5 protein-coding genes are annotated in these 4,394 nt (G+C 37.8%); 4 read left to right on the plus strand and 1 reads right to left on the minus strand.

The features are described from left to right. Positions 1-214: 214 nt before the first annotated feature. Positions 215-400, plus strand: coding sequence for a hypothetical protein (locus EA412_00400; GenBank protein TVR84388.1), 186 nt, complete (start codon positions 215-217; stop codon positions 398-400). Between the two features lie 82 nt (positions 401-482). Here EA412_00400 and EA412_00405 read toward each other — a convergent pair whose 3' ends face one another. Then, positions 483-2,402, minus strand: coding sequence for a 1-deoxy-D-xylulose-5-phosphate synthase (locus EA412_00405; protein TVR84389.1), 1,920 nt, complete (start codon positions 2,400-2,402; stop codon positions 483-485). A gap of 116 nt (positions 2,403-2,518) precedes the next feature. Here EA412_00405 and EA412_00410 point away from each other — a divergent pair, with 116 nt between their 5' ends. The 3 genes from EA412_00410 to EA412_00420 form a co-directional block, all read left to right on the plus strand. After that, positions 2,519-3,310: a chromosome segregation protein ScpA gene (locus EA412_00410; protein ID TVR84392.1), complete on the plus strand. Its 792-nt coding sequence runs from the start codon at positions 2,519-2,521 to the stop codon at positions 3,308-3,310. Further along, positions 3,300-3,908, plus strand: coding sequence for a hypothetical protein (locus tag EA412_00415; protein ID TVR84390.1), 609 nt, complete (start codon positions 3,300-3,302; stop codon positions 3,906-3,908). Before EA412_00410 ends, EA412_00415 begins: the two co-directional genes overlap by 11 nt. A gap of 40 nt (positions 3,909-3,948) precedes the next feature. Continuing rightward, on the plus strand, positions 3,949-4,394 hold a 446-nt coding region (locus tag EA412_00420), incomplete at its 3' end, for a DUF4468 domain-containing protein (protein ID TVR84391.1).

A 4,394-nucleotide genomic window follows, 5' to 3' on the forward strand; every position in this document is an offset into this window, starting at 1 on the left:
TTGGAAGCATTTACGAAACCCAAAATTTACGTTAGTCGCATTCGCAATGACGGAATTTTTTTAGGTTTTCCCTTTTAAAAGTGCTCAAATAAAATTGCTGCCTTTGAATTCTTGTCTTCTTGAAATTTGGGTTCCTTAGCCTTGCTACACTGCCTGCTGCTGCTGCCTACTTCCCACCTAAAACCTACTCTAATTTCAACCAAAAAAAGGGTAAGTGCAAAACACTTACCCTCTTACTAAAAAAGAAACCGGGATTAACCCAATAAAAATGGATTATGAAGTAATAAATTACCTCATTGAGACAACCACCTATAAGACTACACTTTTGCCAAAAGGTTGCATGAAAAAAGAAGAAATAATTAAAATATTTTTTAACCCACTGACAGACAGTCAAATGTAATTGAAAATAAAGTGCGTTAAGAGATGATGCAGTTAACAAAACCACATTACACTTTTGAAAAGAAAAAGGAAAAAATTAAAAATTAAACAGTAACCTTAGCGCCTATCATTAATCTGATTTGCTTTTTAATGGCATCAGTATCAAAACCACACTCTTTCCAAAGTTCTTTTTGAGTACCATGCTCTACAAAGCGATCGGGTATGCCTAATCGTTTAATACGGGCTGAATAGTTATTATCTGCGGCAAATTCTAATACAGCACTGCCAAAACCACCGCTTATGCAACCATCTTCAATGGTGATGATTTGTTTGAACTTGCTGAATACCTCATGCAATAACTTTTCATCCAAAGGTTTTACGAAACGCATATCATAATGCGCCGGATAAATACCTTCTTTATTCAAAGCCTTGCAGGCATCTACCACAAAATTCCCGGGATGACCAATGGAGAGCACAGCCAGTTTTTCTCCTTCAGTAACTAATCTACCCTGACCAACCGGAATTTCTTCAAAAGGCGTTTTCCAGTCAGGCATTACGCCATTACCTCTGGGGTAGCGAATAGAAAAAGGCAGCTGATTTTTTTCCAGTTGAGAAGTGTACATTAAGTTTCTGAGCTCCTGTTCATTCATGGGAGCAGATACAATCATATTGGGGATGCATCTGAAGTAAGCTAAATCAAAAGCACCGTGATGCGTAGGTCCGTCAGCTCCTGCCAATCCGCCTCTGTCAAGACAAAAGACTACCGGCAATTTTTGTAATGCCACATCATGGACCACCTGATCATAACCACGCTGCATAAAAGTTGAGTAAATATTACAAAAGGGGCGTAAGCCCTGAGTAGCAAGTCCTGCGGAAAAAGTAACAGCATGTTGTTCCGCGATACCCACATCAAAAGCTCTTTCAGGCATTTCTTTCATCATATATTTCAGGGATGAACCACTCGGCATGGCCGGGGTTATGCCCATGATTTTTTCATTTTGCTTTGCCAGCTCGATTATCGTATGTCCGAAAACATCCTGATATTTTGGTGGCTGAGGCTTTTCAGGTATAGTTTTAAAAATTTCACCGGAAACCTTATCAAACAATCCGGGGGCATGCCACTTGGTTTGGTCTTTTTCTGCCAGACTGTAGCCTTTTCCTTTTACGGTGATTACATGCAGCAATTTTGGACCGGGGATTTTTTTCAAATCTTCCAGAGTATGAGCCAAACGATGCACATCATGCCCGTCTATAGGGCCAAAATATCTGAAATTAAGTGCTTCGAAAAAATTACTGGACTTTGACAAAATTCCTTTTAGTCCGGCTTCTATCTTTGAAGCCATATCTCTGGCTTTGTCTCCAAATTTATTTAAATGACCGAGCAGATTCCATACCTCATCCCGTACATAATTATAGGTTTTTGAAGTGGAAATATCGGTTAAATATTCTTTTAAGGCACCTACATTAGGGTCTATAGACATGCAATTATCATTCAGAATAACCAGCAGATTTGCCTTGGAGGAACCTGCATGATTCAGGGCTTCAAAAGCCATCCCTCCGGTCAATGCACCATCTCCGATAACGACTATATGTTGCTTGTCATCTTTTTTCATATAATCAGAAGCAAATGCCATTCCCAGACCGGCTGAAATAGATGTTGAAGAGTGGCCTACTCCAAAAGTATCATACTCACTTTCACTTCTTTTCGGGAAACCGCTTAAACCATTATATACCCGGTTAGAATAAAATTGATCTTTTCTGCCGGTAATAATTTTGTGTCCGTAGGCCTGATGCCCGACATCCCAAACCAGCTGATCATCCGGTGTATTAAACACATAATGAATAGCGGCGGTAAGTTCAATAACCCCTAAGCTAGCGCCAAAGTGGCCACCATAAAGGCTAACGTGATCTACGATAAACTCTCTTAACTCACTGCAAAATTGAGTGAGTTGTTCGGGCTTAAGTTTTTTTAAGTCATCCGGAGAATCGATTTTGGCTAATAATGGCCCGGGCTGAATTTCCATAATGTGCTTTTTAAGACTTTTATAAGTAGCAAATTTAGAAAAATATGATGAAAACTAAGAACCATTTGCTATTTACGATATATTCAAACAAAAAAAAATTAATTTTGTTCGTAAATATGAAGTCGCAACAATTGATTTACGAAATTAAACTTCCACAATATAGCGGGCCTTTTGATCTTTTATTGTTCTTTATAGAACGAGATGAGTTGGATATATATGATATTCCGATTGCTAAAATTACAGATGACTTCTTGGCGTATATGAATACTCATTTCCCCGGGGGAGAGGCAAAGTCAAAAGAGGATATTGAATTGGCGAGTGAATTTATGTTGGTAGCGGCTTCCCTGATGCGCATTAAAGCCAAAATGCTTCTTCCAAGAAAGGAAAAAGATGAGGAAGGAAATGAAATTGATCCGAGGGAAGAATTGGTAAAAAAGCTGTTGGAGTATAAACGCTACAAAGCTGTGTTGGATGAATTGAGAGCTTTGGAGGAAAATCAGAGTAAAAAATTACCCCGCGGGAATACTATGGCTGAAATTGAGATGCTGAAAGATATTACAGACAATTCTGACCCGGAATTACACAATCTGGATTTATATAAGCTGTTGAAATCCTTTAAAAAAGTATTGGATAAGATGCAGCAAAGAAATCTAAAAGTGGAGCATAAGGTTATCCGATTTAACTATAGCATAGACGATGAAAAAAATCGTTTGAAACAAAGAATTTTGCAGTTTGATAAGCTTAGCTTTGAGCAGACTTTTGAATTGGTTTTAGACAGGGTGCAGGCTATTTTTGTTTTTCTGGCTATGCTGGAATTAATTCAGCTGGGGTTTTTAAATTTAAGAACTTCCGGAAAAGTAAATAGTTTTTGGTTAATGAAAAACGAACACTATATAGATGAAGAATAGACCCGGCTTACGTAAATTTTTTATACGAAGTATTTTCAGAGCTATCATAGGTTTTGCTATGGTAGTTGCTGTGTATCTCGTATATAAATTTTATATAGCCGAGCGGGTAAAAGATTTTGTGGAGCCCTTGATGGAGAATGTAAAGCTGGTTTTTCTCATTTTTACTATCTCTGAAAGTGTGGTTGGAATTATTCCCCCGGAATTTTTTCTCATTTGGGCTTTGAACGAATCTCTTGCCGATTATGCATTTTTTGTATTTCTATTTGCATTCATATCGTATTTGGGGGCAAGTTTTAATTTCTTGCTCGGGAAATTTTTACATAATCGTCGTTTTTTTAAGCGAATGACCATACATGCTATCCGGCGATATGCTCCCATGTATAATGAATATGGCGGATGGGTGATTTTAATTTCAAGCTTTACTCCGCTGCCTTTTGCTACCATTAGTTTGGTTAGCGGAACTATGGGATATTCCTATAAAGGGTTTTTTCTTTTTGCACTCAGCCGTTTTGTTCGTTTTGCTATTTACGGAGCCATTATCTGGTATTCCGGTCTGGGAGATCCTTCACATTATACCGCTTTTTTATTAGTTTTGTGATAGCAGTTTTTAAAATATTATTTTACGAAAAATAAAAATCATGAAAATATTAGTCAGCCTTTTCAGCATATTTTTAATGCTAAATATAAGTCATTCAGCGATTTCTCAGCCACCGATTCCTTTAAATGAAAGTACGGGAGAAGCGGAGTATATTGATGTGATTCCCGTAGACGGAGTAAAAGCATCGGAACTCTATGAGCGAATTGACCACTGGTATAACAACTTTTTTGTTAATCCACATTCAGTAATTCAGGAAAGAGATGAAGAAGGAAATACTATTCACGGCCGGCATAATATGACCGTATATAACGAGGTTGACGGAGTACAGGTAAGATTTGGGCAGATTAGATATAACATCAATGTGATGGCACGTGACGGAAGATATCGCTATGAGATAAATGATATCATTGTGGTTCAAAGACCCAGAACACCCATACACGAATTGTTAGATCCGGATTCACCGCATAAAAACAGAAATTTCAATCA

The sequence above is a fragment of the Chitinophagaceae bacterium genome (assembly GCA_007695095.1).
In the GTDB taxonomy this organism is placed as follows: domain Bacteria; phylum Bacteroidota; class Bacteroidia; order Chitinophagales; family REEL01; genus REEL01.